Origin of the sequence: Kitasatospora sp. NPDC001527, assembly GCF_040298605.1 — a bacterium.
Lineage (GTDB): Bacteria > Actinomycetota > Actinomycetes > Streptomycetales > Streptomycetaceae > Kitasatospora.
The window spans coordinates 226866-252634 of sequence record NZ_JBEPAM010000008.1; the positions used below are offsets into that span (position 1 = coordinate 226866).

Below are 25769 nucleotides of genomic sequence, written 5' to 3' on the forward strand. Positions count from 1 at the left end.
CATTCCGTAAGAGGGCGGGCCGAGCTGGCACCCTCCCGAACCACCGGTGCACGGCACAACCGCGCCCCCCGGAACGTTCGGCAAAGGGCTGGACAAAGATCCGGCTCGCTTGCCCGGAATCTCATGTACCGGCCTCCCGAACAACGAGAATTGGGATGCCAACGCCGCCGCCGACGACAAGAGTGAGCCAGTGCTGATCAGACTGCTCAGGGCGTACCTGCGCCCCTACACCCGACCGATCACCCTGCTGGTGCTCCTCCAGCTGGTGTCCACCCTCGGGCTGCTCTACCTGCCCACGCTCAACGCCGACATCATCGACAGCGGAGTGATCAAGGGGGACACCGGCTACATCCTGCGCGTGGGCGCCGTGATGATCGCCGTCACCCTCCTGCAGACCCTCTGCTCGATCAGCGCCGTCTACTACGGCGCCCGCACCGCCATGGCCGTCGGCCGCGACATCCGCGCCGCCGTGTTCGACCGCGTCCAGGGCTTCTCCGCCCGCGAGGTCGGCCAGTTCGGCGCGCCCTCGCTGATCACCCGCACCACCAACGACGTCCAGCAGGTCCAGATGCTGGTGCTGATGTCGTTCACCCTGATGGTCGCCGCACCGATCATGTGCGTCGGCGGCATCATCATGGCGCTCAACCAGGACGTACCGCTGTCCGGACTGCTGCTCGCCGTCGTGCCCGCCCTCGGCCTCGTCGTCGCCCTCCTGGTCCGCCAGCTGCGCCCGCGCTTCCGCAGCATGCAGGAGAAGATCGACACCGTGAACCGGGTCCTGCGCGAGCAGATCACCGGCATCCGGGTCATCCGCGCCTTCGTCAAGGACGAACACGAGCAGAACCGGTTCGCCGACGCCAACGGGGACCTCACCGGCGTCTCGCTGCAGGTCGGCAAGCTGATGGCCTACCTGTTCCCCGGCGTCATGCTCGTCGTCAACATCTCCAGCGTCGCCGTGCTGTGGTTCGGCGCCCACCGGATCAACAGCGGCGAGATGGAGATCGGCGCCCTGACCGCGTTCCTCTCCTACCTGCTGCAGATCCTCATGAGCGTCATGATGGCCACCTTCATGTTCATGATGGTGCCGCGCGCCGAGGTCTGCGCCGAACGCATCCAGGAAGTGCTCGACACCCGCTCCAGCGTCGTGCCGCCCGCCGCCCCGGTCACCGAGGTGCTGCGCCGCGGCCACCTCGAACTGCGCGACGTCGACTTCCGCTACCCCGGCGCCGAGGCCTCCGTACTGCGCGGCATCGGCATCACCGCCCGCCCCGGCGAGACCACCGCCGTCATCGGCTCCACCGGCAGCGGCAAGTCCACCCTGCTCGGACTCGTCCCCCGGCTCTTCGACGCCACCTCCGGGCAGGTCCTGCTCGGCGGGGTCGACGTCCGCGAACTCGACCCGACGGCCCTGTCCGACAGCGTCGGACTCGTCCCGCAGAAGCCCTACCTGTTCTCCGGCACCGTCGCCAGCAACCTGCGCTACGGCCGCCCCGACGCCACCGACGAGGAACTCTGGCACGCCCTGGAGATCGCCCAGGCCAAGGACTTCGTCGAACAGCTCGCCGAAGGCCTGGACGCGCCCATCTCGCAGGGCGGCAGCAACGTGTCCGGCGGCCAGCGCCAGCGCCTGGCGATCGCCCGCACGCTGGTGCGCCGGCCCGACGTCTACCTCTTCGACGACTCCTTCTCGGCCCTCGACTACGCCACCGACGCCAGGCTGCGCAAGGCGCTCGCCCGCGAGACCTCCGAGGCCACCGTGGTGATCGTCGCCCAGCGCGTCTCCACCATCCGCGACGCCGACCGGATCATCGTCCTGGACGAGGGCGCCGTCGTCGGCAGCGGCACCCACGGCGAGCTCATGGCCGACAACCCGACGTACCGGGAGATCGTGCTCTCCCAGCTCACCGAGCAGGAGGCGGCGTGACCAGCCCCGACAAGTCCGCGCCCGGCTTCGACAAGGCACCCGGCGGGCGGCCCGGCGGTCCGGGCCGCCCGGGCGGCCCCGGTGGCCCCGGTGGACCCGGTGGCCCCGGTGGACCCGGCGCGGGCGGCCGCCCGCCCCAGCCGGCCGGCGACTCCCAGGCCGCCGCCGCCCGCCGCGGCCCCGCCGGCCCCGGCCGCTTCATGGGCGGCCAGGGCGCCGAGAAGTCCATGGACTTCAAGGCCTCCGGCAAGCGGCTGCTCAAGCTGCTGCGCCCCGAGCGCGCCCTGATCACCGGCGTCCTCGCCCTCGGCGTCCTCAGCATCGGCGCCGCCATCGTCGGCCCCAAGATCCTCGGCAACGCCACCGACCTGATCTTCGCCGGCGTCATCAGCAGCCGCTTCCCCGCCGACGCCTCCAAGCAGCAGATCATCGACTCCATGCGCGCCCGCGGCGACGGCGACCTCGCCAACCTGCTCTCCTCCGTGGACTTCACCCCCGGCCAGGGCATGGACTTCGACGCCATCGGCACCGTCCTGCTCTGGGTCCTCGCCATCTACGTCGCCTCCGCCGTCTTCGGCGTCGTCCAGGGCCGCCTCGCCGCCCGCGCCATCCAGCGCGCCGGCTACCGGCTGCGCCAGGACACCGAGGCCAAGCTCGCCCGGCTGCCGCTCAGCTACTTCGACAAGCAGCCCCGGGGCGAGGTCCTCAGCCGGGTCACCAACGACATCGACAACATCAGCCAGACCATGCAGCAGACCATGGGCCAGGTGGTCAACTCGCTGCTCACCGTCGTCGGCGTGCTCGCCATGATGTTCTGGATCTCCTGGCTGCTCGCCCTCATCGCGCTGATCGCCGTCCCGCTGTCCGTCGTCGTCGCCACCCGCGTCGGCAAGCGCGCCCAGCCCCAGTTCGTCCAGCAGTGGCGCTCCACCGGACAGCTCAACGCGCACATCGAGGAGATGTACACCGGCCACGCCCTGGTCAAGGTCTTCGGCCGGCAGAAGGAGTCCGCCGAGACCTTCCGCGAGCACAACGAGGCCCTCTACGCCTCCAGCTTCAAGGCCCAGTTCATCTCCGGCATCATCCAGCCCGCGATGATGCTCATCGGCAACCTCCAGTACGTGCTGATCGCCGTCGTCGGCGGCCTGCGGGTGGCCAGCGGCGCGCTGTCCATCGGCGACGTCCAGGCCTTCATCCAGTACTCCCGCCAGTTCAGCCAGCCGCTCACCCAGGTCGCCAGCATGGCCAACCTGGTGCAGTCCGGCGTCGCCTCCGCCGAGCGCGTCTTCGAACTCCTCGACGCCCCCGAGCAGACCCCCGAACCGGCCATGCCCGAGCGCCCCGACACCCTGCGCGGCCGGGTCGTCTTCCAGGACGTCGCCTTCCGCTACGACCCCGACAAGCCGCTCATCGAGGACCTCTCGCTCAAGGTCGAACCCGGCCAGACCGTCGCCATCGTCGGCCCCACCGGTGCCGGCAAGACCACCCTGGTCAACCTGCTGATGCGGTTCTACGAGGTCAGCTCCGGCCGGATCACCCTGGACGGCGTGGACATCGCCGCGATGTCCCGCGAGGAACTGCGCTCCGGCATCGGCATGGTCCTCCAGGACACCTGGCTGTTCGGCGGCACCATCGCCGACAACATCGCCTACGGCGCGGACGGAGGCGCGGAGCGCGGCGACCCGGCCAAGGATGGTGACGGGCGACGGGCGGGCGCCACTCGCGAACAGGTCGTCGAGGCCGCCAGGGCCGCCCACGTCGACCGCTTCGTGCGCACCCTGCCCGAGGGCTACGACACCGTCATCGACGACGAGGGCACCGGCGTCAGCGCCGGCGAGAAGCAGCTCATCACCATCGCCCGGGCCTTCCTCGCCCAGCCCTCGATCCTCGTCCTCGACGAGGCCACCAGCTCCGTCGACACCCGCACCGAGGTGCTCATCCAGCGGGCCATGGCCCGGCTGCGCACCGGCCGCACCAGCTTCGTCATCGCCCACCGGCTCTCCACCATCCGGGACGCCGACGTGATCCTGGTGATGGAGAACGGCTCCATCGTCGAGCAGGGCGGCCACGACGAGCTGATCGCCGCCGACGGGGCCTACGCCCGGCTCTACAAGGCGCAGTTCGCCGAGGCGGTGGCCGAGGTCGAGTAGCCGCGTGCCACCGGGAGCCCGGGGCGGACGGTCCTCGTGTCCGCCCCGGGCTCCCGCGCGTGCGGGCCCCGCCGCGCGCCGCCGGAACTCGCCGCCGCGGCGGCGGGCGCTACGGTATGGGCCGTGAGTGACGAACCGTCGACGACCGCCGCCGAGCCCGGAACCCCGGCCGAGGAGACCCCGGCCGCCGGTATCCCGACCACTGGTACCGCGGGCGCTGGTACCGCGGGCGCGCCCGCCGCCGGCGGCCCGGACGCCTTCGAGGAGCACCGGCGCTACCTCGGCTCCGTCGCCTACCGGATGCTCGGCTCCTTCACCGACGCCGAGGACGTCCTCCAGGAGGCCTGGCTGCGCTGGCGCGCCGCCGACCGCACCACCGTCGCCGACCCCCGCGCCTACCTCACCACCGTCGTCACCCGGCTCTGCTACGACCAGCTCGGCTCCGCCCGGGCCCGCCGCGAGTCCTACTTCGGCGAATGGCTGCCCGAACCGTCCCTCTCCTACCAGGACGCCCCCGCCTCCCCCGCCGACCTCGCCGAACGCGGCGAGTCCGTCTCCCTCGCGCTGCTCGCCGTCCTGGAACAGCTCACGCCCGCCGAGCGCGCCGCCTTCGTCCTGCACGACGTCTTCGCCGTCGGCTTCGACGAGATCGCCGCCTCCCTCGACCGCAGCCCCGACGCCGCCCGCCAGCTCGCCTCCCGCGCCCGCCGCCGGATCAAGGACGGCGGACGCCGGGCCACCGCCGACCCGGCCGAGCACCGGCAGGCCGTCGAGGCGTTCGCCGCCGCCAGCGCCCGCGGCGACATCGAGAGCCTGCTCGCCGTCCTCGACCCCGGGATCGTCTGGCACTCCGACGGCGGCGGCGTCGTCACCGCCGGCGCCCGCGCGGTGCTCGGCGCCGACAAGGTCTCCCGGCTCGTGCTGGGCCTGGTCGCCAAGTGGGTCACGCCCGAGGCCACCGTGGAGTTCGCGCTGGTCAACGGCGAGCCCGGACTCGTCTGGTACACCCGGCCCGGCGTGGTCGGCGGCGTGCTGGCCTTCACCGTCGCCGACGGCCGGATCACCGAGGCGTACGCGGTGGTCAACCCGGAGAAGCTCGGCCACCTCAACGCCCCCGCCACCCCTCCGGAGGTGTGACGCAGGTCACGGTCACACTTCCCCGGGCGCCGTCGTCCCCCTTCCGAACACGCGGAGAAGCGCTCCCCGGCCACCCCGGGGGCGCCGCGAGAGGGCGTCGACGACGGCGCCACGAAGGAGCGGGACGACATGACCGAGAAGCAGATCGTCGTACTGGGGGCCGGCTACGCGGGCCTCGCCGCCGCGACCCGGGCCGGAAAGCGCGGCCGGGTGACCCTGGTCGCGCCCGAGAGCCGCATCCTGCACCGCGTCCGCCAGCACGAGACCACCGCCGGCCTCCCCGTGCACCGGCCCGCCATCGACGAGGTGCTGCGCGGACGGGGCGTGCGGCACGTCCGGGCCCGCGCCACCGGCCTCGACCTCACCGGCCGCAAGATCGTCCTCGACAACGGCGACACCCTCGCCTACGACACCCTCGTCTACGCCCTCGGCAGCCGCACCGCCTGGCACGGCGTCCCCGGCGCCGCCGAGCACGCCCACCCCGTCGAACGGGCCGCCGAGGTCGCCGAGCGGCTGCGCACCGCCGGGCGCCCCGGCACCGTGGCGGTCGTCGGCGGCGGCGCCACCGGCATCGAGCTGGCCGCCGAACTCGCCGAGGCCCACCCGCGCTGGACCGTGCGGATCGTCGCCGCCGAGCAGGTCGGCGGCTGGTTCTCGGCCCGGGGCCACGACCACGTCCACCGCGTGCTGCGCGGACTCGGCGTCGGGATCCACGAGCACAGCGCCGTCACCGCCGTCGACGCCGAGGGCCTGAGCACCACCACCGGCCGGATCCCCGCCGACCTGGTCGTCTGGGCCGCCTCGATGGAGCCGCACCCGCTGGCCGCCGAGGCCGGCCTCGCCGTCACCCCCGGCGGACAGGCCGTCGTCGACGACCACCTGCGGTCGGTGTCGCACCCCGAGGTGTACGTGATCGGCGACGCCGCCGAGGTCACCGTGCCCGGCACCGGCACCCTGCGGATGGGCTGCGCCACCGCCCTGCCGCAGGGCCAGTACCTCGGCAAGGTGCTCACGGGGCGCACCGACAAGCCGTTCGCCTTCCGCTACGTCGTGCAGTGCCTGAGCCTCGGGCGGCGCGACGGCCTGCTCCAGCTGATCCACGGCGACGACTCGATGCGGCCCACCGTGCTCACCGGGCGGGCCGGGCGGCTGGCCAAGGCGGCGATCCTCAAGTCCGTCGTGCTGTCGCTGCGCTGAGCGGCGCGGCACGCCCGAGGGGCCCGGGACGCGGTGTGCGTCCCGGGCCCCCCCCGGGCGGCCGGGGGGGGTCCCCCGGGGGGCCCACAACACGCCCGGCGTGGTGTCGCGGCGCGCGGCGGCGCGCCCCCCCGGGGGGGCCCGGGACGCGGTGTGCGTCCCGGGCCCCTCGGGCGTGCCGCCGTCGTTACTTCTTCTCGCCCTTGGGCGCCTCGGCGTCGGTGGACAGCGCGGCGATGAAGGCCTCCTGCGGGACCTCCACGCGGCCGACCATCTTCATCCGCTTCTTGCCTTCCTTCTGCTTCTCCAGCAGCTTCCGCTTGCGGGAGATGTCACCGCCGTAGCACTTGGCGAGGACGTCCTTGCGGATCGCGCGGACCGTCTCACGGGCGATCACCCGCGAGCCGATCGCGGCCTGGATCGGCACCTCGAACTGCTGGCGCGGGATCAGCTTCTGCAGCTTGCCGGCCATCATCACGCCGTAGCTGTAGGCCTTGTCCTTGTGCACGATCGCGGAGAACGCGTCCACCGCGTCGCCGTGCAGCAGGATGTCGACCTTGACCAGGCTGGCGCTCTGCTCGCCGATGGGCTCGTAGTCGAGCGAGGCGTAGCCGCGGGTCTTGGACTTCAGCTGGTCGAAGAAGTCGAAGACGATCTCGGCGAGCGGCAGGGTGTAGCGCAGCTCGACCCGGTCCTCGGAGAGGTAGTCCATGCCCTGGAGGTTGCCGCGGCGGGACTGGCAGAGCTCCATGATCGCGCCGACGAACTCGTTCGGCGCCAGGATGGTGCCGCGCACGACCGGCTCGTACACCTCGGCGATCTTGCCGGTGGGGAACTCGCTCGGGTTGGTGACGGTGTGCTCGGTGCCGTCCTCCATGATCACCCGGTAGACCACGTTCGGGGCGGTGGAGATGAGGTCGAGGTTGAACTCGCGCTCCAGGCGCTCCCGGATGATCTCCAGGTGCAGCAGGCCGAGGAAGCCGCAGCGGTAGCCGAAGCCGAGCGCCACCGAGGTCTCCGGCTCGTACACCAGGGCCGCGTCGTTCAGCCGCAGCTTGTCGAGCGCGTCGCGCAGCAGCGGGTAGTCCGAGCCGTCCAGCGGGTACAGGCCGGAGAACACCATCGGGCGCGGGTCCTTGTAGCCGCCCAGCGCCTCGGTGGCGCCCTTGTGCTGCGAGGTGATCGTGTCACCGACCTTGGACTGCCGGACGTCCTTCACACCGGTGATGATGTAGCCGACCTCGCCGACGCCCAGGCCGTCGGCGACCTTCGGCTCCGGCGAGATGACGCCGATCTCCAGCAGCTCGTGGGTCGCGCCGGTGGACATCATGGCGATGCGCTCGCGCTTGTTGAGCTGGCCGTCGACCACACGGACGTAGGTGACCACGCCGCGGTAGGCGTCGTAGACCGAGTCGAAGATCATCGCGCGGGCCGGGGCCTCGGCGACGCCGACCGGGGCCGGGACGGTGTCGACGATGTGGTCCAGCAGGTCCTCGACGCCCAGACCGGTCTTGGCGCTGACCTTCAGGACGTCGCCCGGGTCACAGCCGATGATGTGCGCGATCTCCTCGGCGTACTTCTCCGGCTGGGCGGCCGGCAGGTCGATCTTGTTCAGCACCGGGACGATCGTGAGGTCGTTCTCCAGCGCCAGGTACAGGTTGGCGAGGGTCTGCGCCTCGATGCCCTGGGCCGCGTCGACCACCAGGACGGTGCCCTCGCAGGCCGCCAGGGAGCGGGACACCTCGTACGTGAAGTCCACGTGGCCCGGGGTGTCGATCATGTTGAGGATGTGGGTGGAACCGGCGTTGGAGCCGGTCTTCGGCGCCCAGGGGAGTCGGACGGCCTGCGACTTGATGGTGATGCCGCGCTCGCGCTCGATGTCCATGCGGTCGAGGTACTGGGCGCGCATCTGCCGCGGGTCGACCACACCGGTGATCTGCAGCATCCGGTCGGCGAGCGTCGACTTGCCGTGGTCGATGTGGGCGATGATGCAGAAGTTGCGGATCAGCGCCGGGTCGGTACGGCTGGGCTCTGGCACATTGCTGGGGGTCGCGGGCACCTTGGTCCGATTCTCCGTTGGTCCGGGGGCCGGGGGTGTCCGGATCATCGCTGACCGGCTTCCCGGGCGACCGGACGGTCGTCCGATCGAGATAGTTCCTCCCATCTTCCCATCTCCCGCGAGCGGGCCGCGCGCCAGCGCCCGGTTTGGGCCGGGACCACGGCCCCTGGTAGCGTTGGGCGCTGCACCTGGCCTCGGCATGCCCTCTCAGCTGGTCCGACGGCCGCGCGGTGCAGTCCTCCCCCGGCCCCGGCCGGGAGGGACCTCCAGCAACCGAGACACAGACTGAGGCTCTTTCGTGGCGAACATCAAGTCCCAGATCAAGCGCAACAAGACCAACGAGAAGGCGCGCCTGCGCAACAAGGCCGTCAAGTCCTCGCTGAAGACCGCCCTGCGCAAGGCCCGCGAGGCCGCTGCCGCCGGCGAGACCGAGAAGGCCACCGAGCTGGCCCGCGCCGCCTCCAAGGCGCTGGACAAGGCCGTGAGCAAGGGCGTCATCCACGCCAACCAGGCCGCCAACAAGAAGTCGGCCATCACCAAGCGCGTCAACGCCGCCGCCCAGGCCTGACGCCCCCGGGGCCGCTTCGACGGCCCCTCCCCCTCGGGACGGTCCGGCCCTCTACCCGGAAGCCCGAGGCGCACAGCACACTTCGCACCGCACGCGGCCTGCGTTCGCCACGCGGGTGCGGTGCACTGAGATTGACCGAAAGCGGCAGCTCATAGGCCCTTTCACTACTGCCCGATCGGTCCCCACCGGTCGGGCAGTACGCATTTTGTACACATGGATCCGGACGGGCAGCTACGCAGCGAGCGCAGTCCTGGCCGCCAGTGCGGAGGCACGGCCCGCGTCGAGGGCGTTCGCCACCTCGTCGAGGCGGTCCGGGAACAGGTGCCCGTACACGTCGAGCGTCATCGCCGCCGACTTGTGGCCGAGCATCTGCTGCACCACCTTGACGTCCGCGCCGGCCGCGATGGCAAGCGACGCCGCAGTGTGCCTGAGCTTGTGCGGAGTGAGGCCGAGGCCGTCGAGCCCGGCCGCCTTCACCGCCGGATCGAAGATCGCCGAGCGGAACTCCCAGTAGCCCATCGGCTCCCCGTCACGCCCGGTGAACAGCAGCGCGTCCCGCCCCTTGCCCTTGAGCGCGTCCCGCAGGTCGGCGACCAGCGAGCCGAGCAGCGGCACGGAGCGCTTCTCGTGGTTCTTCACGTCCTTGAGCAGCAGCCCGCCGCCGCGCTTTCGGGTGTACGCCTGCACGATCCGCAGCCGCCGCGTAGAGGCCTGCACCCGGCCGGCCTTGAGCGCCGACACCTCGCCCCACCGGATCCCGCAGTAGGCCAGCACGAGCATCAGCAGCGCGTACTCACCCGCGGCGGCGGCCAGCGCCTCGAGCTGGTCGTGCGTGAGGTAGACGTGATCATCGTCGTCCTCGTCCTGCGGCAGTTCGTGGTCCACGGCCGGGCTGGTCGCGATCTTCCCCGTCCGCACGGCGTACTTCAGCACCATGCCGAAGACCAGGTGGATCTTCGCGATCCGGGCCGGGGAGAGCGGCTTGCCCCGCTTGCCGGGGGCGTTGCACAGCTCGGTCAGCCACTCCGAGACGTTCTCCCACCGGATCGACGCGACCGGCCACGTCCCCCACTTCGGCAGGACGTAGAGGTCCAGCAGCTCGCGATAGTCGTCCCTCGTGCGCTCCCCGGGCCGGCGGAGCGCCCCGAACCACCCGGCGGCCACTTCGGAGAACAGGGTCTTGCCCTGCTTCGGGTCACGATAGGTGCCCTTGTCGAGGCGATCGAGCGTGTCCTGCTGGTGCTTCTCGGCGGCCGGCAGCGTACCGAACGTCTTCGCCTTCGGGTCGCCGTTCGGATCGTACCACCGGACCCGCCACCGCCCGGGCGCGGCCCGCTTGCTGCCGGCCCTCTTCGCCGCCCGCCACTTCTCCATGGCGGCTATGTAGTCCTTCTGCGTCGACCGGTCCTCAATCCAGACCCTCGCCATCAGCCCTCCCATAGATCAAAAGCGCCTGCGGAAGCAGCTGCGCCACCTCGGCCGAAACAGGTCGTCGCCCTGGTGGGCGGCCAAACTGCTCATAGTCGAGGACCGGCCTCAGATCGACACCAGGCTTCCGGTTGAGCAGGCCGCGCCCGTCGAGCCAATCCCATGCCGCAGACGCCGGCACCTGTCCGGCACCGGTGACCTCAACGAGGACGTCCTCCGCGTCATCCAATGGCAGCAGAAGAGACGAAGGGCTCACGTCGAGCGCCACCGCCAGCACAACCAGATCATCGGCATCGACACGACGCGTGCCCGCCTCGACCCGGGAGACGCCCAGGGGTGGAATCGGCCTCCCCAGCTCAGAGGTGCGATCCGAGAGCTCCTTCTTGGTCAGCCCCCGCGCTTCCCTGATACGAGTCACGTTGCGACGCACCTGCTCGCCCGTCGGGCCGAGCGGGTTCTTCTTGTCTTCAGCCACGACACCAGAGTCGCATCAAAATGATGCCCTTGCAATCCCTCTTGCTTCCCAAGGCTCCCCGGATCTACTCTTCGATGCATCAACACATCAAATTGATGTGCTGAGTGATCGAAAGGGATCGCCATGTCTGATGACTGGCTGACTCCGAGCGAGGTAGCAAAGCTCACCAAGCTCAGCGTTCAAACGCTGACCAACTACCGCTGGCAGGGCCGCGGGCCGGCCTTTCGCAAGCTCACCCCTGGCCGGAGCGGTCGGATCCGCTATCGCCGTCGAGACGTCGAGCAGTGGCTCGCTGGCGAATCCGCCACCGCGGCCTGAAGCACGAACGGCCCCCAGCAGGACGGCAATCCCGCTGAAGGCCTCACGTCCACCCAACACGACGAAGCCCCGGGTCTGAAGCCTGGCAGCTCTCCCGGGGCGCTCGTCTCCAAGAAGGAGAACGCTGTGTCTCACCGTATCGCCCGTCCCCGCATGATCGCCACCAACACCGCCCCCCACGGCGACGACCTCATGGCGCTCGTTGACGCCACCAGCGAGCCGAAGCCGACCGCCGAGGAGGTAATGGCGCTCGTCGCCGCCACCCCCGACCCCCACGCCACCGCCCGCGTCGTCGCCGAAACGCTCCGGGCCCTCGACGGCGGCCCCCTCACCCCCGACGTGGCCCGCTACCTGCCCACGGGCGCCCTCCTCGACCGCGTCGGCCTCGACCTGCAGGAGATCGACCGCGCCGAACTGCCGGCCACCGTCCGCACCACCTACACCGGCATGCTGGTGCAGCCGATCGACGGCCGCCCGTTCCTCCTCCTCCCCCGCGGCCAGGACACCGCCGAACGCGACCACGTGATCCGCACCCTCGCCTGGCGCCAGTACAACGACCCGGCCAACTCCGGCCAGCCCATCCACCTGCCCGGCAGCAAGGCCGAGTGCACCATCCCGGGCTGCCTCAACAGCCACCTGCCCGACCCCGACTTCGAGGGCCCGAACGTCAACCACTTCGGCACCGCGCACTACGCCGACGACGCCGACGGCCGCCACGTCATCGGCTCGCGGTTCGAGATCAACGCCGGCCAGAACCCGCACATCGAGGTCGAAACGTTCCCGACCCGCGTCGAGCTGAGCGCCCGCGACGCCCGCGCGTTCGCCGAGCAGCTGCGGCGCCTGGCCGCCGCGATCGAGCGCGACGCCAACACCATCGAGGCGGCGGGCCGGTGACCAACCGCACCACCACCGAGGCCCCCGCCGCGCTGGCGGGGGCCCTCGGGCCGTCCCCGTACGGGCTCAGCGACACCGAGCAGGACGCCGAGATCAACCGACTCGTCGAACTGGGCTGGCAGCACTGGGAGATCCGCCGACGCTTCGCCGACCTCGACACCACCCGGGAGGTCGAATGACCGACACCCTCGACGCCCGGACCGGCCTCGAACTCACCATCGTCGGCACCGCCCTGCTCAACCCCGACCAGTACAAGCCCCTGGCAGACATCATCAGCGCCGACATGCTGTCCCACTTCCCCGCACGGGCCGTCTGGGAGCTGCTGGAGAAGCGCATCCCCGACGGGCTGCCCGTCGACTACGCCTCGCTCGGCGCCGCCCTCGGCACGGCGGAGACCGGGCGCATCGGCGGCCCCGGCGTGTTCGCCCGGATCGGCGAGCATGGCCTCCCGGTCGCGGACTGGCAGGCCGAGAAGCTGCGCGAGATGGCCTTGCGCGAGCACGCCCGCGTCGAGCTGGTGCGCGCCCTCGAACGCCTCAACAACGACGACGACGTGCACGCCGCGATCGAGGCCGCCAACCAGCGCACCACCCGGCTCATGGAACGCGCCGCAGCGTCCGGGGTCGTGCCGCCGCAGTCCCGCCGCATCGTCCTCACCCCGGCCTCGGCGCTACGGGCCCGGCCGGTCCACTGGCTGTGGGACACCACCCCCGACGGGGCGCCCCCGACCAGCCACGGCCGCATCCCCCTGTACAGCCTCGCGCTGGCCGCCGGCGGGCCCGGCCTCGGCAAGTCCCAGTGGGCCGTCTGGATGGCCGCCAGAGTCACCACAGGCACCCTGCCCGGCCAGCTCCAGGGCAAGCCCCGCGCGGTCATCTACGCGGCCACGGAGGACTCGTGGACGCGCACGATCCTGCCGCGGCTCATCGCCGCCGGCGCCGACCTCGACCTCGTCTTCCGCATCGACGTCCAGGACGACGGCAAGGCCTCCGCCAGGCTGACCCTGCCCGTGGACACGGGACGTCTCGGCGAGGCCGCTGAAGCCCACGGCGTTGCCCTGCTGGTCGCCGACCCGCTGCTGTCGCTCATCGACAGCAGCATCAACGACTACCGGGCCGCCGAAGTCCGCGAAGCCCTCGAACCACTCGTCGCCGCCGCCGAACGGCACGGCTTCACCATCGTCGGCCTCGCCCACTTCACCAAGGCCGGCGGATCCGATGTCCTGTCCCGGGTCGCCGGATCCGGCGCGTTCGGCCAGCTCATCCGCTCCCTGGTCGCGTTCGCCCAGCAGGAGGACGACCAGGGCGACGCCGAGTTCGTCATGTCGCTGGAGAAGAACAACCTCGGCAGGCTTGGACTCCCGTCGTACAGCTACACCATCCAGCCGTTCACCGTGGCCACCGACGAAGGCCCCTCGTACGTCTCCCGGTTCGTCCTCGGCGGGGAATCCACCACCAGCGTCCGGGATGCCCTCCGTGCCGCAGACGGTCCTCCCGGCGGCGACCGGGCTGAGCTGTCCGAGGCGGCCGCGTGGCTGCGGGACTACCTCGAAGACCCCCAGCGCGGGGGTGAAGCCCCACCGAAGGAGATCGAACAGGCCGCCCGCGCCGCAGGGATCACCCCCACAGCGCTCCGGTCAGCGAAGACCCGCCTCAAGGTCAGCAGCGTCAAACCCAAGATCCTCAACGCCTCGTGGGTCTGGCGCCTGCCCGAAGCCAGCACCGAACCGTCGCCCTACCCCTTATACGCACCCCGCACCTTCTCATCTTCTCTCTGACCTGCTGTTTTACCCCCTCACCTTCTCCCTCATCTTCTCTGCATCTTCTCTCTCGACCCGCATCTTCTCCCAGAGAAGGTGTGGGGAAGGTGGGGGAGAAGGCGCGGAGAAGATGGGGCCTCATAACCGCAGGTCAGACAGAAGATGTTGAAGATGCGGGCCTACGTAGCACATACCGGCCCGGCACCCCGGGCCCCGCCTTCAGGAGCCCCGCATGTCCACCCCCGAAGACCGTGTCGCCGCTCTCATCGCCCAAGCCGCCGCCCGCCGCGCCGCCACCGCAGCCCGCCGCGCCCGCTACAACACCGCCCGCCAAGCCGGCCTCGCCGCCCGCCACCACCTCAAGCTCACCCGCCTCCAGCAGCGCGAACAGCCCCCGGCAGGCACTACCGAACCGGAACCCCCCGATGCCGCCTGAACCCCCAGTCATCGCCGTCTGAGCAACAACCCGCACCGCACGCCGCGCGCGGGCCCAGTCCAAGCCTTACGCGCGAGAGGAGATCAACCCCATGCCCGCCCCACTCCCCGACCAGCAGCGCGAAAACGTCCTCGGCCTCGCACGCGCCGGCCACTCCCGCAACGAAGTCGCACGCCTCTCCGGAGTCTCCCCCGCCTCCGTCACACGGATCTGCTCGGCGGCCGGCGTCACCTTCGACCGCACCGCCACCGCCGCCGCCGTCGAGGCCCGCGTCATCGACATGAAGCAGGCCCGCGGCCTGCTCGCCTCCGGCCTGCTCGACGACATCGCCGAAGCCCGCCACCGCCTCCACCGCGCCGGAGAAGCCCGGGAGTTCTTCGACCTCGCCCGCTCCGTGTCCGTCCTCACCAACGCCCACGTCCGCATCATCGGCGTGGACAGCACCGACCAGGGCGCCGAGGAAGCGCGCTCCATGCTCGGCAGCATCATGACCGGCCTCGCCCTGTGGCAGGCCCAACAGGACGACCAGCAGCAGGACGACGAAGGGACACCCCAGTGACCGCCCGAACCTGCGTCGAGCGCCGCGTGTTGGCCCTGCTCGCCACCGCTGCCGACGGCCGCACCACCGACGTCGACGCCCTCCTCGACGACCTCGACCCGGACGACCTCGGCGACGTGGTCTACGGCCTCGCCAGCCTCGCCGTCGGGGTGTTCATGCCCCGCGGCACCGACCGACAGGACCCCGACCAGCGGACCCGCATCGCCAACGCCCTACGCGCCGACCTGCTCCAGTGGTCGGCCGACGAGTCCGCCGATGGACAGTGACGACCTGCTGCTGCCCGACGGCACCGTGCTGATCCCGCCCGACGTGGCGCGGGAGTTGCTGCGGCCCCTGGTGGTCGGCCTCGCCGCCCGATGCCGGGCCGACGGCACCAACCTCAGCCCGCGCACCGTCCGCCTGCTGCATGCACTCCACAACTCCGCCGAGCACCAACAGTGTTCCGCCACCGGAACCCCCGACGCGCGGCCTGTCAGTGTGGAACTGACCGCACCCGAGGCCGCAGAACTCCTGGCCTGCAGCCCCGAGTACGTGCGGCGCCTGGTCAGGGCCGGCCGGATCGTTGGCCGCCGCGCCGGCCCGGCCTGGCTCATCGACCCCGCGTCCCTCGACGCCTACCGCCACGGAGCAACCGCATGACCGACCCCAACACCCACCGGCAGAGGCTCGCCGCCCGCGCCCGCGAGGTCGCCCGCGCCGCCGCCGGCCTCGACGACCCCGACCCCACCGAGGACACCCTGCGCGAGGCCGCCAGGCTCCGCGCCGAGGCCCGCGAAACCGCCCGCGCCGAAGCCCGCGCCACCAGCGAGCGCAACGAAGCCGCGGTCGACGCCATCATCCAGACCCGCCGAGCACGGAGGAACGCATGACCACCACAGAGAGCAAGTGGGGCGGCACGAAGGCGGCGCTCCAGCGCGCTGAGGACCAGCGCCAGGCCGACGCGCCCGCCCAGGACCCGGCCGCGGTTGCCCAGGCCCTGCGGTCGGCCCTCCCCGCACCGGGAAGCCCCGACCACATCACCGCCACCGCGGACCAGGAAGTCACCGAGGCCGAGCAGCTGCTCGCGGCCCTCGAAGACCGGGTGCGCGACGGTGACGACACCGTGACCGCCGAGCAGGTCGAGGAAGCCCGCGGCCTGCGCCGGTTTGCCCAGCTCCGCCGCGAGGCCGCCCAGCGCAAGGCCGAGAAGGCCCGGCTGGCCGAGATCGACGCCGACGCCGCGCGCCGCCGGGACGCGTTCCTCGCCGAGATCACGCCGCACGACCTGACTAAGCTGCCCGCGCTCCAGAAGCAGGCCGAGGACGCCCTGTTCGAGCTGCTGGAGCTCTGCGGACGGTACGGCGCCACGGTCCACAAGCACATGAACAGGCTGCTGTACGCCAATGAGGGCCGGACCGCTCTGGCGATCAAGGGCAACAGGGCCGGCCTGATCGTGATCGACGGCACCGAGTACCACGCCATCGACGGCGCGCAGGTGGCCGACAAGGTGCTGAAGTCGGCCCTGCAGAGGCACTTCGAGGCGCTGGAGGTACGCAGGCCGGGCATCGAGGCCGAGGACGCCGCGTACCGGGATGCCGCAGCCGCGAGCCTCGCCGAGGCCGACGCGAAGCTGTACGGCACCCCGGCATGGGAGGAGCTGCCGGCGCGGCGCCGGGCTCCCGCGGAGGCTCTGTTGGCGGAGCGCGGGAAGCGATGACCGATCCTCGATGCGCCCGACTGCCACCCGGCGGCCGGGCGCATCGCCGTGTCCACGCCCTCAGCAGAGCGCCCGGCCAGCCTCAATCACCGCACTGATGTCCACCTTCAGCCCGTACCCCAGGTTCGGGTCATCGGCCCAGATGGGGAGCGGCTTCGGGTACTTGCTCTGCGCGAGCCCGTTCACGCCGTACTCGACGCCCCCGGCCTCGAACGTCACCTGCTGGCCGGGCCGGCAACGCAGCAGGCCCGACTCGACGGTGAACGGCCACGGCGTGAGCGAAGTCCGCGACACCGTACGGCTGTGCGTGGAGCCTGCTGCCGCCGGCGGAACCGATACCGGAGCACCGACCGTTGCACCGGCCGTCGCGCCCGCCGAAGGCACGATCGGCCGGTACCGTGTGGGCGTCTCAACAGCGACCGGAACGGACGTGTCCGTGTCCTCATTGTCCGAGGAGGCGGTCGCCACCCAGATCAGCACCACGGCCAGTGCCACCCCGCCCAGAACGTACAGGCCGCGGTTCCCCTCCCGCCTCGCCTGCTGTTGTTCCTGCTCCTGCTCCCTCTGAAGTCTGCGGCGCTCGCTCAACTCCCACCGCACCTGCGGCGTCATGTCGTCCATGGTCCCTCCCCAATCGGGCGACAGCGTAGAACGGTTGAGAACTGGACAGCCAACCGATCTATCCGCACACCTGCATGGTCATGAGAGCAACGCAGATCTACGGAACCGCACACGTCCGCCCCGCTCGACTGGTCGGACTGGCCGAAGCCCTGCTGAAGCGTCACTCAGGTTCAGCAAGTTTGAGCAAGTTCGTTGTGCCAGGACGGTCTGCCGAGAAAGCATGGGCACACCGCTAGTCCGGCACACGGCAGGAGGTCACCATGGCACTGCACAGGCTCGGCAAGGACCCGGAGTCGCCCAACGGTGGTAGCCCGACGCTCTACTACGATGACGCGGCTGACACTTACCTGGTGCAGGGCTGGCGAGTTGAGGACGCCAGCCGCCTGGCACAGATGGACGTTCCCTCGCACGAGACGGTCGTCGAGATCCCCAAGCGCATGATCCAGTTCTTTCCGGAGGTGTCCCGCGGTGCCGACGTTTGAGCAGTTGTTCGCAGCTGCCCAGCGCTCCGCCGTCCATCTGGAGATGCGCGACGGATACATGCGGGACGACCCCGTGTTCGTGGCTTGGCAGGCCGGCCGCGTCGAACTCGGCGACGCCGAGGCCGACTGGCGGGCACTCGTCGCGCAATCCGTCGCGCGCGGCGTCGAAGTGCGACGGGCTCGGGTAGTCTCCGAGCCGCTGAGCGACTACGTCCGCTTCGAGTACGACATCACCGAGCGGCACAACATCGCGGCCGGGGAACAGGTCCGATGGCTCCCGCGGCGGCAGGCAACCGCCCTGGCCCTGCCCGGGAACGACTTCTGGCTGTTCGACGGCAGCACCCTGCTCGTCAACCACTTCTCGGGTGACGGCGATTGGACTGCCTCTGAGCCCATCACCGACTCCGAGGCCGTCAAGCTGTGCTCCACCGCCTTCGAAGCCGTGTGGAGTCGGGCAGTTCCCCATGCGGAGTACCGCCCGGTCTGAGCGATCGATGACTTCGTCCCCCCATTCCAGCACGCAGGAAGCGCGCCAAGCGCTCGGCCGACGTCTGTCCGAAGTCCGCAAGGACGCCGGGCTGACAGCGCGGGCACTGGCCGCGCTCACCGGGTGGCACGAGTCGAAAGTCAGCAAGATCGAGCACGGACGCCAACCGCCTTCGGACCCGGACATCCGGGCATGGACGCTCCACTGTGGCACCCCCGACCAGGCCGCCGATCTCATCGCCGTCGCGCGCGGCATCGAAGGGGCCTACGTCGAGTGGCGCCGTATGGAACGCTCCGGCCTGCGGCATGCCCAGGAATCCGTCCTCCCACTGTGGGAGCGCACCCGCCGCTTCCGCATCTACTCACCATGGCTGATCCCCGGGCCGGTCCAGACCGCTGCGTACATTCGTGCCGTCCTCACCGCGATCCGCGACCGCCGCGGCTTGGCCGACGACCTAGAGGACGCCGTCCGGGTCCGGCTCGACAAGCAGGAGCGGGCACTGCACGGGCTTGGTGCCCGGCGCTTCGCCGTGCTGCTGGAGGAGAGCACCCTGCGGTACCGCATCGGCGACACTGCGACGATGGCCGGCCAACTCGGCCATCTGCTCGCGGTGGCTTCGCTGGCATCGGTCAGCCTCGGGATCATCCCTGAGCGCACGGATCGCAGTTCCCTCTGGCCTGCCGAAGGGTTCTTCCTCTTCGATGACGAAGTCGTCAACGTCGAGCTGATCTCAGCTCATCTGACGATCACACAGCCTCACGAGATCGGAATGTATGCCGGGGTGTTCGCAGACCTCGCCGATCTTGCTGTCTACGGAGCGGACGCACGGTCGCTGATCACGTCGGCGATTACTGCTCTCGGCTGACCCTGAGCAAGTTCTCGCACACTCGTTGAGGCCCGATTGGGCCCCTCCCTACCGTTCTGGGTGCGGCAGACCCAACCGCTCCCCGGCTGGCCTGCCTGCCCATACCCCGGCACGGCCAAGGGAGGATGCATGGGTTGGACCGCAGATGAGGACTGGACTGTCAGCGTCGAGAGGCACCTCGACCCGACACCCCTGCCGCCGGCGGCGGCTCTGACCGCCGTCTGGCAAGCCGTCCGAGGACTGGATGTCGGAGACCAGCAGTACGCCGCCCTGCGCTACCTCTTCGGCACCGGGGCCACCGAGACAGTCGAGGCGGCACTCGACGGCGGCCAGCTCGACTTCCCGGTCGTCCTGCCGGACAGCCGGATCATGATCCGTGTCCGCCGCGGCGACGGCCGGACCGCCAGGCAGCGGCACGGCGAGCGGTACCGGGTGGTGCAGCAGCCCCGGCAGGGACGGAACCCGGGACTTTGGACGGTGGAGGACACCGCGACGGGCGAGCCGGTCCGCGAGGACGGCCACGTCCTGCGGTGGGGCATCGAGTCGAGCGCGCAGTCCTGGATCAGCAGACAGCTGGCCCGCGGCGATTACCAGGGGAAGGCCGGCCATGCCGCAGCTTCCTGACTCCGCCCCCGAGGCTGGCGTGCTGCTCAGGCCGGCTCCTCGGTGTGCGACGTGCTGGCACCTTGCCGCGCAGCATGCCGCCGCCGAGCGCGGCCGCGCCGCCAGCGCCTCGACGGACGCGCGCGTCCTCATGCGACGCCACCACGCGAACGACCACCGGTGACCGACGACCCCCAGGCCGACTACCGCGCGGCACACCACCGCCGACAGCACGGCGAGCCGGACCCGGCCGCGCTGACCCGGGCCTACGCCGTGTCGATCGCCGCCCTGGTGGTCGTCATCGTGCTGCTGATCATCTCCACCATCCGCCACCGCTAGGAGCAGAGCATGGCGTTCTTCCGCAAGTCGAGCCCGCCCGCGACGCCCGCCGTCGACCGCGCGGACGCCGCCGCCGCGCAGGCCGAGCTGGCCCGGTACTCCATCGAGGACAGCGACGAGGGAGCCGCCGAGCACCGCCGCCGCAAGGCCATCCGCGCCGCAAAGGGGCTTCGCCTGCCGGCCCGCGACGAACCGGACAGCGACCGCGACTGACCAGTGCCGACAAACCCTCCCCGGCTGGTAGGCGGTCGGGGAGGCGGGTAGTCGTCGCAGGTCAGACTGCGCCTACCCGACCGCCTACCGCACTTCCCGGCCTGGTGGGGGAGGGGCCGTTTGGGGTCACGGGCGCCCGCGCTTCACGGTGGCCTCGATGCCGTCGAGGCCATCCGTACCGGGAGTTCCGTCCGGCCGGCGGACGGAACCGGTGGCGTCGGCCGGACCGATCCCACCCCGAGGGGTACTCGTTGAGTGAGTACCCCTTGAGGCCGGAGCCTGGGTTCCGTCGTGCCTCCCGACGGAACCCGTGACCACCTTCGCGCCGGCGCGAAGATCAGCACGGGGTGCCAGTACCGACGACACCCGTGCCGACCGCAAGGGGGGTGCACATTGCGCACACCCCTTCTCGGCGGCACCGGGTCCGCAAGGTCCCGGAGGAACCCAACGGACTCGGGTCCTTCCGGGACCTCTGTGAGGGGCAGGCTGTCCCTCTATGGCTGCGGCACCGCCACCGTTGAGACTTTCCCGAACTCGGGAAAAAGGCAGGTCAGACCCCTGACTCACTCCCTGCGTGGTGCTCCGGACCACGCAGGCCCGGAGCACCAACCGTGGGAGAGTCACGGTTCACCGCTCAGCCAGCACGCGCCTGCTCGCGCTGTCGGAAGCTCTTCCGGTGGTCACCGAAGAAGCCTGCTCGGCCTCGAACCGCCGGTAGTAGCGGGACGCGGTCGACTGACTCACCCCGCACCGGGCCGCCGCCGAGCGCGTACTCAGCCCCCGCTCCCACGCCCGGCGAAGCGCCCCCACAACACCCCGCGGCACCGGCCGCCGGGCCTGACTCGGCAGTGACTCGGCCAGCTCCGGCCCGCCCTGCGGAGGCATCACGGTCCGCCAGACGAACGGGCCGGCCAGCGCCACGCCGATGAGGTCAGCCACACTGACATCGTCCCGACTCACAGGGCGCCCTCGGCGTTGAGGAGTTCGGCCGCGAGGTCGCGCAGCCGTCCGGCGTGGACGACCAGCTGCGCCGCCAGCATCCGCAGCGCGTCGTGGTCGAGGCGGTGCCAACCGGTGCCGAGCAGGACCGCTACCTGCACCCCGCGGTCGTCGGGGTCGCTGCTGTACGGGTACTGGCACAGGCCAGCGTCGAGCAGCTGCACTGGTCCGTGCGGCACGTCCACGGTGAGCACCGTCTCGGGCCCCTCGTGGGCGAGGTCGACCAGGTCGAGGCCGTCCTCGTGGACGCCGAGGCACCAGGACGGGCACGGCACGGTCACCGGCCCCTGGTCGAGGGTGCGCACGGTCGCGGTGCGGGGGCCGCCGTTCATCGGGCACCGCCCCGCGGGGCGCTCGCCCGGTCGATCGCAGCGTCGAGGCGCACGCTGTACGGGCCGACGTCGAGCCGGCTCCAGACGCTGGTGCCGAACAGGTCGTCGCCCTCGACGTCCCACGGCGAGACGCGCCGCTCCAGACGGGCGGCGAGCCGGTACGCGGCGGCCAGCAGGACGTCCCGCGGGTCGGAGCCGTCGAGATCGGCGTACCGCATCATGAGGTGCAGCGGGCCGGCGGCGAAGTAGTCCGGCAAGCGCTTCCGACGGCCGGGCAGGACGGGGTTAGGGTCATGGGTCATGGTCGGACTCCTTGTTGGTAGGAGCCCGGCTCAGGCGCCGCTCGGTGTGCAACCACCGGGCGGCGCCGTCTCGTCTCGCAGTACACATTCAGTACACATGAGGCCGAGATGAGCCGGGAGAACGAGGGACAACGCGGGATGCGTTTTCCCTGGTCAACCGGCCTATGGAGCCTGTTTCTGCTGGTCGGGGAAGTGCCTCTAACACACGCGGCCTGCGTTCGCCACGCGGGTGCGGTGCACGGAGATCGACCGGAAGTGCCGGCCCGCCGGCCCTTCCCCGCACTGCCCGACCGGTTCCCCACCGGCCGGGCAGTTCGCGTTTGCGGGACCGGGCCGGCCGGTGGGGCGGGCTCGGCGTGACCGCGCGGCGGGCTCGGCGTTCCAGTGGGACGGGGGTCAGCCGACCTTCGTCCAGCGCTGGCAGCCCTGCGTCTTGAAGACGGCGTCCGACTTCTTGATCGTGACGACGCCCTGGCCCGTCAGGTTCTCGTTGGCGATGATCGAATCCAGCTCGCCGTCGGCGGCCCGGGCCCGCTCCCAGTAGCACATGCCTCCCGAGCCGCCGCCCGGTCCGGCCGTCCGGTAGGTGCCGGGCCGGACCTCGGCGCCGACCAGGAACGTGCCGCTGCCGTCGATCGTGTCGGCCGGCTCGGCGGCCGGCGTCCCGGCGGGCGCCGGAGGGGGCGCGGCGGGCGGCGTGGACGCGGCCGGTGGTGCGGCGGTCACCGTCGCCGTGGCGGTCACGGTGACCGTCACGGCCGGCGGCGCCGGGGCCGTGACCGTCGCGGTGACGGTCTGCGTGGCGGCGGGCCGTGGAACCGGGTCGGTTGCCGCCGCCGTCACCGCCCTCGAACCGCCGGAACACGCGGTCAACCCGGCCAGCAGCCCGGCCGCCGTGATGATCGTGATGGTGCGCGTACGCAAGGTCCCCCCTGGGACGTGTGGCTGGTGAGGGCCCGACCCTACCGGCCGCGCGGACCGTCACCGCGCCTGTCCCGCTCCTCGGTACGACCGGTAGGGTCCCGGGTTGTCCGGCACCCACGCCGAGGCCCGAGGGGGGCACACATTGGGGACACCTCCGCCGCCACCGCCGCCGCCGAGCGGCCCCGGCTTCGCCGGCTTCCCGCAGCAGCAGCCGCGGCAGCCGCAGGCGCCGAACAGTCCGCCCGGCTTCGGACCGCCGCCCGGGCTGCCCAGCGCGCCCGGTGCGCCCGCCGCTCCCGGTGGGCCCGGATCTCCCGGCGCTCCCGGTGCGTCCGGTGGGCCCGCCGGTCGGAGCGGGCTGCGACGCAACGCGGTCTGGGCGTTCGTCGGCGCGATCCTCGCCTCGGTGGTCTGGACCGGGACCGTCGTCGTGGTGCCCGGGCTCGTCGACGGCAAGTCCTCCGCGAAGAGCATCCGCGGCTACCACGCCGTCGACAGGATCTGCGACGCGGGCAAGCTCACCGCGTTCCGCGGCGCGTACAAGATGGTGGACAACTACCCGCTGGAGCACACCGGCCGCAGCGAGTCCATGGACGTCATGCGCTGCTACGCGCTGATGAAGCGCACGCCCGGTGACAGCGAGACCACCGACTACGCCACCCTCGACATCCGCGCCGAACTGCACAAGGCCGTCGACTCCGTCCCCGAGTTCACCGCTCTGCGGCACTACTTCGAGCAGCAGAAGTACGAGATCACCGACGTGCCCGGGCTCGGCGAGGAGGCCTACCTCGCGTACGGGGACGAGCCGACCAGCTCGGACAAGACCTTCCACGACATCAACTACCACCTGCAGATCCGCGACGGCGGCATGACGTACTCGCTGTACTGGACGGACAACTACCAGGTCGGCAAGAACCACACCCTGGACCGCGAGAGCGTGCGCAAGGCCATGATCGACGACACCCGGGACATCCTCAAGGCGATCGGCGGCCGGTAGCGGCGGGTCGCGGGCCGCGGGCCGGCCCCCGCGGGCGGTGTCAGTACGACGGCGTCCGGGAACCGGCCCGGGCGGCCCTGGCCACGGCGACCACGGCCCGCTCCAGTGCGAAGGCCGGGTCGTCGGAGCCGCCCTTGACGGCGGCGTCCGCCTGCGCGATCGCGGTCAGGGCCACGGCCACGGCGTCGCCCGTCCAGCCGCGCATCTGCTGGCGGACCCGCTCGACCTTCCAGGGCGGCATGCCCAGCTCGCGTGCCAGGTCCGCCGGGCGCATGTTCCGCCCGGTGGTCGCCAGCCGGCCGATGCTGCGCACGCCGGAGGCCAGCGCGTAGGTGATGCCGGTCGGCGGCTGGCCGACGGCCAGCGCCCAGCGCAGCCGCTCCAGGGCCTCGGCGGCGCGGCCGGTGACCGCCAGGTCCGCCACCTCGAAGCCGGTCGCCTCCGCCCGGCCGCTGTAGTAGCGGGCCACCACGGTCTCGTCGATGGCGCCCTCGACGTCGGAGGTGAGCTGGCTGCAGGCGGCGGCCAGCTCGCGCAGGTCGCTGCCGAGCGCGTCCAGCAGGGCCTGGCAGGCCTCGGGCGTCGCCGAGCGGCCGAGCGTGCGGAACTCGCCGCGGACGAAGGCCAGGCGCTCGCTCGCCTTGGCGAGCTTGGCGCAGGCCACCTCACGGCCGCCGGCCTTCCGGCCCGCGTCGAGCAGACCCTTGCCCTTGGCGCCGCCCGCGTGCACCAAGACCATGATCACTTCTTCGGCGGGGGCCTCGATGTACGCCTTGACCTCCTTGACGGAGTCGGCGGAGAGGTCCTGGGCGGCCCTGACCACGATGACCTTGCGCTCGGCGAAGAGCGAGGGGGTGGTCAGTTCGGCCAGGCTGCCCGGCTGGAGGGTGCCAGGCGGGAGGTCCCGCACGTCGGTGTCCGGGTCGGCCGCCTTCGCCGCGGCCACCACCTGGGCGACCGCGCGGTCCAGCAGCAGCTCCTCCTGGCCGACCGCGAGGGTCAGCGGGGCGAGCAGGTCGTCGGGTGCACTCTTCCTGGCCATCGCCACCAGCATCCCACGGGCGACGGACAGGTCCGCCCCTGGACAATGGGCGGGTGACCGAAGACCCCACCACCGACCTGCCGGACGACTTCGACCCGCACGCCCGGCAGCTGCTCGTCCTGCCCGACCGCGACGCCGCCGAGGAGGCCGCGGAGGAGCTCGGCGCGGACCACCCCGACCTCGGCGAGCTGGAGCTCGTCCGCGACGCCCTCGCCGGGGAGGACGACGCCGAGGACGCCCAGTGGCTGGTGGTCGTGGAAGCTCCCGAGGAGGGCTGGACCCCCGCCCGCCTCCAGGCCCTCGACACCGTCGCCGCCTCCTACGAAGGCTGGCGCGAGGAGCACTGACCCTGGGGGCGCTCTGGAGTGGGAAGTCGGCCCCGCCGACTTCCCGCTCCAGAGCGGTTGGCGTCCTCGCTTCCGTCGGACTTGGCGGTCAGGGCCGCCTCACGGGACTCGATCGCCTCGCCCGCCTCGGCCCGGGACGGCGCTGCGGCCCGCCCCTTCCCGGGTCGGCCGCGCTGACCGTCCGGAGTAGGAAGTCGGCGGGGCCGACTTCCTACTCCGGAGCCGGGGGCACGGGCGCCGCTCGCCCTCTCTCCCCGCTTCGGCTGCCGTTTCTCGCGCCGCGCTCCGGGCCCGCCCGGAGCGCGGCGTCATCGCCTTCCCCTTCGCTCGCCCGCGCGGGTGCCATCCGCCTCCCACCCGAGCCACCCTGCTGTTCGCCCGGCCCGAGCGTGCCGCTCGGGCCGGGCGGGAAGAATCGTTTCTTCCGGGCCGCAGACCACCCCCACCACTCCTTCCTTCCCGACCACTTGCCCCCAACCCAGACCCCATCCACGCAAGTGGTCGGGAAGGAAGGTGGTGGGGTCACCAGGGCGGCGCGCGCTGGTCGACCCCTTCCAGACGCTGCCAGAGACAGCCAGCGGCCAGAAGACCACGCAGAGATCCACGGCCATGCGGC

32 protein-coding genes are annotated in these 25769 nt (G+C 71.5%); 23 read left to right on the forward strand and 9 right to left on the reverse strand.

Annotation, left to right across the window (positions count from 1 at the left end; genetic code table 11):
• Positions 1–190: 190 nt before the first annotated feature.
• From ABT238_RS11760 to ABT238_RS11775, 4 genes are all read left to right on the forward strand, one after another.
• Positions 191–1924, forward strand: a complete 1734-nt coding sequence (locus ABT238_RS11760) for an ABC transporter ATP-binding protein (RefSeq protein ID WP_350566344.1) — start codon at positions 191–193, stop codon at positions 1922–1924.
• 200 nt (positions 1925–2124) lie between these two features.
• Positions 2125–4074 (forward strand): ABC transporter ATP-binding protein, encoded by a 1950-nt coding sequence (locus tag ABT238_RS11765; protein ID WP_350756811.1) that lies wholly within the window; start codon positions 2125–2127, stop codon positions 4072–4074.
• A gap of 123 nt (positions 4075–4197) precedes the next feature.
• Positions 4198–5211 carry an RNA polymerase sigma factor SigJ gene (gene sigJ / locus ABT238_RS11770; protein WP_350756750.1) on the forward strand — a complete coding sequence of 338 codons (1014 nt, stop codon included), beginning with the start codon at positions 4198–4200 and terminating at the stop codon, positions 5209–5211.
• Between the two features lie 129 nt (positions 5212–5340).
• Complete coding sequence (locus tag ABT238_RS11775; protein WP_350566340.1) at positions 5341–6408, forward strand: NAD(P)/FAD-dependent oxidoreductase; 1068 nt, start codon at positions 5341–5343, stop codon at positions 6406–6408.
• Between the two features lie 187 nt (positions 6409–6595).
• Here ABT238_RS11775 and lepA read toward each other — a convergent pair whose 3' ends face one another.
• Positions 6596–8467 (reverse strand): translation elongation factor 4, encoded by a 1872-nt coding sequence (gene lepA / locus ABT238_RS11780; protein ID WP_350566338.1) that lies wholly within the window; start codon positions 8465–8467, stop codon positions 6596–6598.
• 298 nt (positions 8468–8765) lie between these two features.
• Between lepA and rpsT the strand changes: the two genes are divergently transcribed.
• Positions 8766–9035: a 30S ribosomal protein S20 gene (gene rpsT / locus ABT238_RS11785; RefSeq protein ID WP_350566336.1), complete on the forward strand. Its 270-nt coding sequence runs from the start codon at positions 8766–8768 to the stop codon at positions 9033–9035.
• A 231-nt stretch (positions 9036–9266) separates the two neighbouring features.
• Here rpsT and ABT238_RS11790 read toward each other — a convergent pair whose 3' ends face one another.
• Together ABT238_RS11790 and ABT238_RS11795 are read right to left on the reverse strand one after the other, a co-directional pair.
• A complete protein-coding gene (locus ABT238_RS11790) occupies positions 9267–10463 on the reverse strand; it encodes a tyrosine-type recombinase/integrase (RefSeq protein WP_350756753.1) in 1197 nt (398 codons plus the stop codon).
• The gene (locus tag ABT238_RS11795; protein WP_350756755.1) at positions 10444–10938 is read right to left on the reverse strand and encodes a helix-turn-helix domain-containing protein; all 495 of its coding nucleotides are present in this window, start codon (positions 10936–10938) and stop codon (positions 10444–10446) included. The genes ABT238_RS11790 and ABT238_RS11795 overlap by 20 nt, the downstream gene beginning before the upstream one ends.
• A gap of 123 nt (positions 10939–11061) precedes the next feature.
• Between ABT238_RS11795 and ABT238_RS11800 the strand changes: the two genes are divergently transcribed.
• The 10 genes from ABT238_RS11800 to ABT238_RS11845 all read left to right on the forward strand — a co-directional run bounded on the left by ABT238_RS11800 (position 11062) and on the right by ABT238_RS11845 (position 16600).
• Entirely contained in the window at positions 11062–11256 is a 195-nt protein-coding gene (locus ABT238_RS11800; RefSeq protein WP_350756758.1) for a helix-turn-helix domain-containing protein, read from the forward strand.
• A 126-nt stretch (positions 11257–11382) separates the two neighbouring features.
• Positions 11383–12150, forward strand: coding sequence for a hypothetical protein (locus tag ABT238_RS11805; RefSeq protein ID WP_350756761.1), 768 nt, complete (start codon positions 11383–11385; stop codon positions 12148–12150).
• The gene (locus tag ABT238_RS11810; RefSeq protein ID WP_350756764.1) at positions 12147–12329 is read left to right on the forward strand and encodes a hypothetical protein; all 183 of its coding nucleotides are present in this window, start codon (positions 12147–12149) and stop codon (positions 12327–12329) included. The genes ABT238_RS11805 and ABT238_RS11810 overlap by 4 nt, the downstream gene beginning before the upstream one ends.
• On the forward strand, positions 12326–13927 hold the full coding sequence (locus ABT238_RS11815; RefSeq protein ID WP_350756767.1) for an AAA family ATPase: 1602 nt from the start codon (positions 12326–12328) through the stop codon (positions 13925–13927). Before ABT238_RS11810 ends, ABT238_RS11815 begins: the two co-directional genes overlap by 4 nt.
• A gap of 214 nt (positions 13928–14141) precedes the next feature.
• The gene (locus ABT238_RS11820) at positions 14142–14345 is read left to right on the forward strand and encodes a hypothetical protein (RefSeq protein ID WP_350756770.1); all 204 of its coding nucleotides are present in this window, start codon (positions 14142–14144) and stop codon (positions 14343–14345) included.
• 91 nt (positions 14346–14436) lie between these two features.
• On the forward strand, positions 14437–14904 hold the full coding sequence (locus ABT238_RS11825) for a hypothetical protein (RefSeq protein ID WP_350756773.1): 468 nt from the start codon (positions 14437–14439) through the stop codon (positions 14902–14904).
• Entirely contained in the window at positions 14901–15170 is a 270-nt protein-coding gene (locus ABT238_RS11830; protein ID WP_350756776.1) for a hypothetical protein, read from the forward strand. The genes ABT238_RS11825 and ABT238_RS11830 overlap by 4 nt, the downstream gene beginning before the upstream one ends.
• Complete coding sequence (locus ABT238_RS11835; protein ID WP_350756778.1) at positions 15160–15543, forward strand: helix-turn-helix domain-containing protein; 384 nt, start codon at positions 15160–15162, stop codon at positions 15541–15543. The genes ABT238_RS11830 and ABT238_RS11835 overlap by 11 nt, the downstream gene beginning before the upstream one ends.
• On the forward strand, positions 15540–15773 hold the full coding sequence (locus ABT238_RS11840; protein WP_350756781.1) for a hypothetical protein: 234 nt from the start codon (positions 15540–15542) through the stop codon (positions 15771–15773). Before ABT238_RS11835 ends, ABT238_RS11840 begins: the two co-directional genes overlap by 4 nt.
• Complete coding sequence (locus tag ABT238_RS11845) at positions 15770–16600, forward strand: hypothetical protein (RefSeq protein WP_350756784.1); 831 nt, start codon at positions 15770–15772, stop codon at positions 16598–16600. The genes ABT238_RS11840 and ABT238_RS11845 overlap by 4 nt, the downstream gene beginning before the upstream one ends.
• Positions 16601–16660: 60 nt before the next feature.
• Here ABT238_RS11845 and ABT238_RS11850 read toward each other — a convergent pair whose 3' ends face one another.
• Complete coding sequence (locus ABT238_RS11850) at positions 16661–17221, reverse strand: DUF2511 domain-containing protein (protein WP_350756786.1); 561 nt, start codon at positions 17219–17221, stop codon at positions 16661–16663.
• A gap of 260 nt (positions 17222–17481) precedes the next feature.
• Here ABT238_RS11850 and ABT238_RS11855 point away from each other — a divergent pair, with 260 nt between their 5' ends.
• The 6 genes from ABT238_RS11855 (at position 17482) to ABT238_RS11880 (ending at position 20210) form a co-directional block, all read left to right on the forward strand.
• Positions 17482–17703 carry a hypothetical protein gene (locus tag ABT238_RS11855; RefSeq protein ID WP_350756789.1) on the forward strand — a complete coding sequence of 74 codons (222 nt, stop codon included), beginning with the start codon at positions 17482–17484 and terminating at the stop codon, positions 17701–17703.
• 43 nt (positions 17704–17746) lie between these two features.
• Positions 17747–18190 (forward strand): DUF6879 family protein, encoded by a 444-nt coding sequence (locus ABT238_RS11860; protein WP_350756814.1) that lies wholly within the window; start codon positions 17747–17749, stop codon positions 18188–18190.
• A gap of 7 nt (positions 18191–18197) precedes the next feature.
• A complete protein-coding gene (locus tag ABT238_RS11865) occupies positions 18198–19055 on the forward strand; it encodes a helix-turn-helix domain-containing protein (RefSeq protein WP_350756792.1) in 858 nt (285 codons plus the stop codon).
• Between the two features lie 129 nt (positions 19056–19184).
• Positions 19185–19679 carry a hypothetical protein gene (locus ABT238_RS11870; RefSeq protein WP_350756794.1) on the forward strand — a complete coding sequence of 165 codons (495 nt, stop codon included), beginning with the start codon at positions 19185–19187 and terminating at the stop codon, positions 19677–19679.
• A 159-nt stretch (positions 19680–19838) separates the two neighbouring features.
• Positions 19839–19997 (forward strand): hypothetical protein, encoded by a 159-nt coding sequence (locus tag ABT238_RS11875; RefSeq protein WP_350566307.1) that lies wholly within the window; start codon positions 19839–19841, stop codon positions 19995–19997.
• Positions 19998–20006: 9 nt separating this feature from the next.
• On the forward strand, positions 20007–20210 hold the full coding sequence (locus tag ABT238_RS11880) for a hypothetical protein (RefSeq protein ID WP_350566305.1): 204 nt from the start codon (positions 20007–20009) through the stop codon (positions 20208–20210).
• Between the two features lie 627 nt (positions 20211–20837).
• Here the strand turns inward: ABT238_RS11880 and ABT238_RS38765 are convergent.
• The 4 genes from ABT238_RS38765 to ABT238_RS11900 all read right to left on the reverse strand — a co-directional run bounded on the left by ABT238_RS38765 (position 20838) and on the right by ABT238_RS11900 (position 22767).
• Positions 20838–21149 carry a helix-turn-helix domain-containing protein gene (locus ABT238_RS38765; RefSeq protein WP_502891419.1) on the reverse strand — a complete coding sequence of 104 codons (312 nt, stop codon included), beginning with the start codon at positions 21147–21149 and terminating at the stop codon, positions 20838–20840.
• A 17-nt stretch (positions 21150–21166) separates the two neighbouring features.
• Positions 21167–21541, reverse strand: coding sequence for a DUF6907 domain-containing protein (locus ABT238_RS11890; RefSeq protein WP_350756796.1), 375 nt, complete (start codon positions 21539–21541; stop codon positions 21167–21169).
• Positions 21538–21843: a hypothetical protein gene (locus ABT238_RS11895; protein ID WP_350756799.1), complete on the reverse strand. Its 306-nt coding sequence runs from the start codon at positions 21841–21843 to the stop codon at positions 21538–21540. The genes ABT238_RS11890 and ABT238_RS11895 overlap by 4 nt, the downstream gene beginning before the upstream one ends.
• 396 nt (positions 21844–22239) lie before the next feature.
• Positions 22240–22767 (reverse strand): Rv1352/Rv1906c domain-containing protein, encoded by a 528-nt coding sequence (locus ABT238_RS11900; RefSeq protein WP_350756802.1) that lies wholly within the window; start codon positions 22765–22767, stop codon positions 22240–22242.
• A 406-nt stretch (positions 22768–23173) separates the two neighbouring features.
• Here ABT238_RS11900 and ABT238_RS11905 point away from each other — a divergent pair, with 406 nt between their 5' ends.
• A complete protein-coding gene (locus ABT238_RS11905; protein WP_350566297.1) occupies positions 23174–23764 on the forward strand; it encodes a hypothetical protein in 591 nt (196 codons plus the stop codon).
• 40 nt (positions 23765–23804) lie between these two features.
• On the opposite strand, the gene holA is transcribed toward ABT238_RS11905, so the two are convergent.
• The gene (holA, locus tag ABT238_RS11910; RefSeq protein ID WP_350566295.1) at positions 23805–24806 is read right to left on the reverse strand and encodes a DNA polymerase III subunit delta; all 1002 of its coding nucleotides are present in this window, start codon (positions 24804–24806) and stop codon (positions 23805–23807) included.
• A gap of 53 nt (positions 24807–24859) precedes the next feature.
• On the opposite strand from holA, the gene ABT238_RS11915 reads away from it, so the two are divergent.
• Entirely contained in the window at positions 24860–25153 is a 294-nt protein-coding gene (locus tag ABT238_RS11915; RefSeq protein WP_350566293.1) for a hypothetical protein, read from the forward strand.
• The last annotated feature ends 616 nt before the right edge of the window (positions 25154–25769 follow it).